This is a genomic window from Mycobacterium sp. TH-M11 (assembly GCF_057473725.1).
In genome coordinates this window covers 1-4,296 of record NZ_JBYCLD010000056.1, presented here as the reverse complement: position 1 = coordinate 4,296, position 4,296 = coordinate 1, and the positions used below count along the sequence as shown (strand labels likewise).

Sequence of the window (4,296 nt, the reverse complement as noted above, 5' to 3'; positions counted from 1 at the left end):
GCCAGCGAGGCCAATCTGCCCAGCAGGTAGGCGACGCTGGACGAGTGCGGGCGGTCATTGTGCACGAGCAGCAGCAATGCCACCACAATCGGTATCGGAGAAAGCGCGACCGCCAGCGCCGGAGCAGTGAGCCTGGCCAGCATCAGCCCTGAAACGCCAAACGCGGCAACACTTTCCATAGCATCAAGTGAAGCACACCCGCCTGGACACCGCGATCAAGGAACGCTGCGCAGCAGCGCGTCAACCCTCACGCCGAGCCGGCAGGCACCAGTTCGGACCGGTCGATGGGGACTTGCTGGGTGAGGGCCCGCTTGCTGAACATGAAGTCGCGGGGGCGGTTGACGCAGTCGGCGGCAATGAGCTCGCCGGCACGCAGGTAGAAGCAGGTGAAATCGCGGTCTCGGAGCGGGTCGCCGCTGAGGACGACTTCGTCGTACCCGGAGTTGAGACCGGCGATCTGGAGCTTGAGATCGTATTGATCTGACCAGAACCATGGAAGCGCCGTGATCTTCTTGGGCTTCCCGCAGACGGTCGCGGCGGCGACTTTGGCCTGCTCGCCCGCGCTCGGCACGGACTCCAGACGTATGCGGCGGCCGTAACGGGCCATGTGGTGGCTGGTGCAGTCCCCGGCGGCCACGATGTCGGGGTCGCTGGTCTGGGCCTGGTCGTCGATCACGACGCCGTTGTCGACGGCCAGACCTGCGGCGGCGGCAAGCTCGGTATTGGGCTCAACGCCGATCCCGACGATGACGAGGTCGGCGGGAATTGCTTCGCCGCCGGCCAGGATTACTTCGCGGACCCTGCCGTCGCCGGACAGCGCCTCGACCAGCGCGCCTGTCCGGATGTTGACGCCCTGCTCCCGGTGGACCCGGTCGAAGAACGCCGACACCTCGGGGGCGGTGACCCGTTCGAGGACCCGCTCGGTCGCCTCGAGGACGGTGACCTCCAGACCCAATGCGCGCAACGAGGCGGCCGTCTCCAATCCGATGTAGCCGCCGCCGACGATCACCGCCCGCCGCCCGGGGGTGGTGGCCGCTCGGATCATCTCGACATCCGCGGCAGTGCGCAGGTAATACACGCCAGCCAGGTCGGTTCCCGGGGTGGCGAGTCGGCGAGCGCCGGCGCCAGTGCACAGCGCGAGCTTGTCGTAGGGCAGCGTGTCTCCGTTGCCCAAAACCACGTGACCAGCCGACCGGTCGATCGCCGTCACCGTCGCATCGAGGAGTTGGATTCGCTGCTTGGCGTAGAAGTCGGCGCTGCGGATCGCGAGGTCAGCGGATGCGCATTTGCCGGCCAGGTAGGCCTTCGACAGCGGCGGGCGTTGGTAGGGCAGCGCGGACTCCTCGCCGATCAGGACGACCTCGCCGATCCACCCTTCCTGGCGCAGGCTGGCCGAGAGTTGGGCGCCGGCATGGCTGGCCCCGACGATGAGGGCCCGCTGCGATGTCACGTGTCGGATTTCGGGGTGAGACGGACCATCATCTTGCTGATGCCCCGCACGAAGTTGGACTGCACGTACTCCGGTTCACCGACGACCTCTATCTTGTCGAAGCGAGGAAGCAACTCCTCCCAGAGAATCCGCAGCTGCAATTCGGCCAGCCGGTTACCCATGCAGCGGTGGACGCCGAAGCCGAAGGAGATGTGGTTGCGGGCGTTGGTCCGGTCGATGATCAAGTCGTCGGGCCGTTCGAACACGCGCTCGTCGCGGTTGCCCGATGCGTACCACATCACCACCTTGTCGCCCTTGCGGATGAACTGGCCGTTCAATACGGTGTCGGCCTTGGCGATCCGGCGCATGTAGGCCAGCGGGGTTTGCCACCGGATGATCTCCGAGACCATGTTGGGGATCAGCTCAGGGTTGGCCGTCAGCTTCTCGAACTGGTCCGGGAACCGGTTCAACGCAAGAACACCGCCGCTCATCGAGTTCCGCGTCGTGTCGTTTCCCCCGACGATCAGCAACACCAGGTTGCCCAAGAATTCCATCGGACGGTTGATCAGATCTTTGGTGCTCTCGTTGCTCTGCAACATGGTGACCAGATCGAAGCCGGGTTCCTCCCCGGCAGCTGTCCGGGCCGCCTTGTCGTGCCAGAGTGCGGTGAAACTTCGCGCCATCTCGCGCATGGCGTCGAATACCTCGTCGTTGTCCGAGGGACCGCCGTTGGCTTGCTCCAGCGCGGTCGCGAGATCCGACCAGTAGACGAGCTTGCGGCGCTGCTCGTACGGGAAGTCCAGGAGGGTCGCGAGCATCCGCGCGGTCAACTCCACCGAGACGGTATGCACCCAGTCGAACGGCTGATCTACAGGCAGGTTGTCCAGTACCTCCTGGACGCGCGATCGGATCAGACCCTCCATCTCACGCAGGTTCTTCGGCGCCACCACCCCTTGGACGGCGGCCCGCTGCCTGTCGTGCTCTGGCGGATCCATCGCGATGAACATCGCCAGATCCAAGAACCGAGGCGGCGTTCCAATGATGATGAACGGCTCGGCTGAGAACACCTCGTGGTTCTTGTCGACGGCGACGATGTCGGCATGCCGAGTGACCGACCAGAACGGACCGAACGGACTGTTGGGCTGAAAGTGCACCGGAGCTTCGTTGCGCAAACGCTCGAAGTAGGACTGCCAGCGTCCCTGGCGGTAGAGGAAGGGGTTGCTCATGTCGATGTCGAGCAGGTTGACGTCCTCCACCGGCGGGATGGGGGTTTCAGTGAAGATCTTCTGCCCGTTCGTCCGCGTCACCCATCGCCGCGCCTTGTCGTAGAGGTGTGCGCCTTGGATCTGGCGCTCGATCGGAATGGTCGACTGAACTTTGTCGGTGATTGCCCCAGAAATATTCAACACGACTTACCTAATCTTTCGTCATCACATTTGGAATTCGGGTGTCTGGACGATCAAGCCGTCCCACGCCTCGCAGACCTGCATCTGGCAGGACAGCCGCGAGGTCGGCTGACGCTCGGGGTTCATCGAAAGCATCTCTTCTTCATCGGGGCCGGACAGGCCCACCTGCTCCGACCACTGCGGGTCGACGACCACGTGGCAGGTGCCGCACGCAGCCTCGCCGCCACAGTCGCCGTCGATGCCGGGGATCGCGTTGTTGACCGCGACCTGCATCAGTGACTTACCTTCCTCGATGGGCGCCTCGTGCTTCTCGCCGTCGTGGGAGACAAAGGTGACAACTGCCATAGCGAACTCCTGATGCGTTGGACTCAGTACGCGAACTCACGAAAAAGTCTGGCCGGTTCCGCGTTCCGCGGCTATGTTGGCCGAAGTCAGAAACTTGTGAATTCGGCTCAGGGGGGCCTGTTCGGTGCACCTCAATGACGGGGCAGGCGTGCCCCCGGTCGCGTTCGTGCAAATGCTGGAGAGCCGGGCACTCGATCCAGACGCTGTCGCACGGCTTCGCCACATCATGGCTCGCGAGGGAACCGACGAGGCGACGCTGATCCAGCGTGATGTCCAGGCCCCGTTACGGTGGTTTCGTGAGGTCTACCCCGACCTCGACGCCGAACAGGCAACCCTGCTCGGGTTCGCGTTCGCCGGACAGGCCCAGTTGACGTCCTTCGGCCCGTTGAGTGTTCCGCTGGTCAGCGCGGGCTCGGTGGTCGAGGTCGCGGAGCTACTCACCTATCTGCCGTTGATCTCGTCGGCTATCAGTGCACAGTTCCATCCAAGCGATCATGGTCTCACTGCCGCGCTGACCGGACACACACGCGATCCGGCACTGGACTGCCTGGCCGTCGTCTACACCGGGTCGGCGTTGCTGCGACTGCTGGACATGCTCGTCGGTGATCCGGCGACCGTCACACTCCACATGAGTTGGCCCGCGCCCGCCACCCTGGCCGATCACGAGGACGACCTGAGACTAGCCGGGCGCCTGTTCTTTGACGCTCCGATGTCCTACTTGCACGTTCCCGCTGACACGCTCGAGCAGGCGTGCCGGTTCTCCGATCCCCTCGCGCATCGACTCGCCGTCGCCGAGCTGAAGCGCAATCTCGACCAGCGGCGCGGCGTTGCGTCGTTCTCGGCGAAGGTGAGACAACTCTTGGAGAAGGCTCCCGGGCAGCGAAGTAGCCAGTGGGTCGCCGACGAACTCCTGGTATCCACCAGCACGCTCAAGCGGCGCCTTTCCGAAGAGGGAACCACCTTTCGCGAGCTGCGCGAGTCATGTTTGCGCGAGACCGCCATGCTGCTGTTACTCACCCGATCGATGTCGGCGAGCCAAATCGCCACGGAGCTCGGATACGGCGATCTGACCAACTTCTCACACGCCTTCAAGCGCTGGACCGGCCGCTGTCCGAG

General features: G+C 64.2%; 4 protein-coding genes. 1 reads left to right on the top strand and 3 read right to left on the bottom strand.

Annotated elements, in window-relative coordinates; genetic code table 11:
- Positions 1–247: 247 nt before the first annotated feature.
- From AC2VOG_RS02210 to AC2VOG_RS02200, 3 genes are read right to left on the bottom strand one after another with little or no spacing between them, the layout of a single operon-like run.
- Positions 248–1,450, bottom strand: coding sequence for an NAD(P)/FAD-dependent oxidoreductase (locus AC2VOG_RS02210; protein WP_486938279.1), 1,203 nt, complete (start codon positions 1,448–1,450; stop codon positions 248–250).
- Positions 1,447–2,835, bottom strand: coding sequence for a cytochrome P450 (locus AC2VOG_RS02205; RefSeq protein ID WP_486938278.1), 1,389 nt, complete (start codon positions 2,833–2,835; stop codon positions 1,447–1,449). Before AC2VOG_RS02205 ends, AC2VOG_RS02210 begins: the two co-directional genes overlap by 4 nt.
- A 24-nt stretch (positions 2,836–2,859) precedes the next feature.
- Positions 2,860–3,180 (bottom strand): 2Fe-2S iron-sulfur cluster-binding protein, encoded by a 321-nt coding sequence (locus AC2VOG_RS02200; protein WP_486938277.1) that lies wholly within the window; start codon positions 3,178–3,180, stop codon positions 2,860–2,862.
- Positions 3,181–3,352: 172 nt separating this feature from the next.
- Here AC2VOG_RS02200 and AC2VOG_RS02195 point away from each other — a divergent pair.
- On the top strand, positions 3,353–4,296 hold a 944-nt coding region (locus AC2VOG_RS02195; protein ID WP_486938280.1), incomplete at its 3' end, for a helix-turn-helix transcriptional regulator.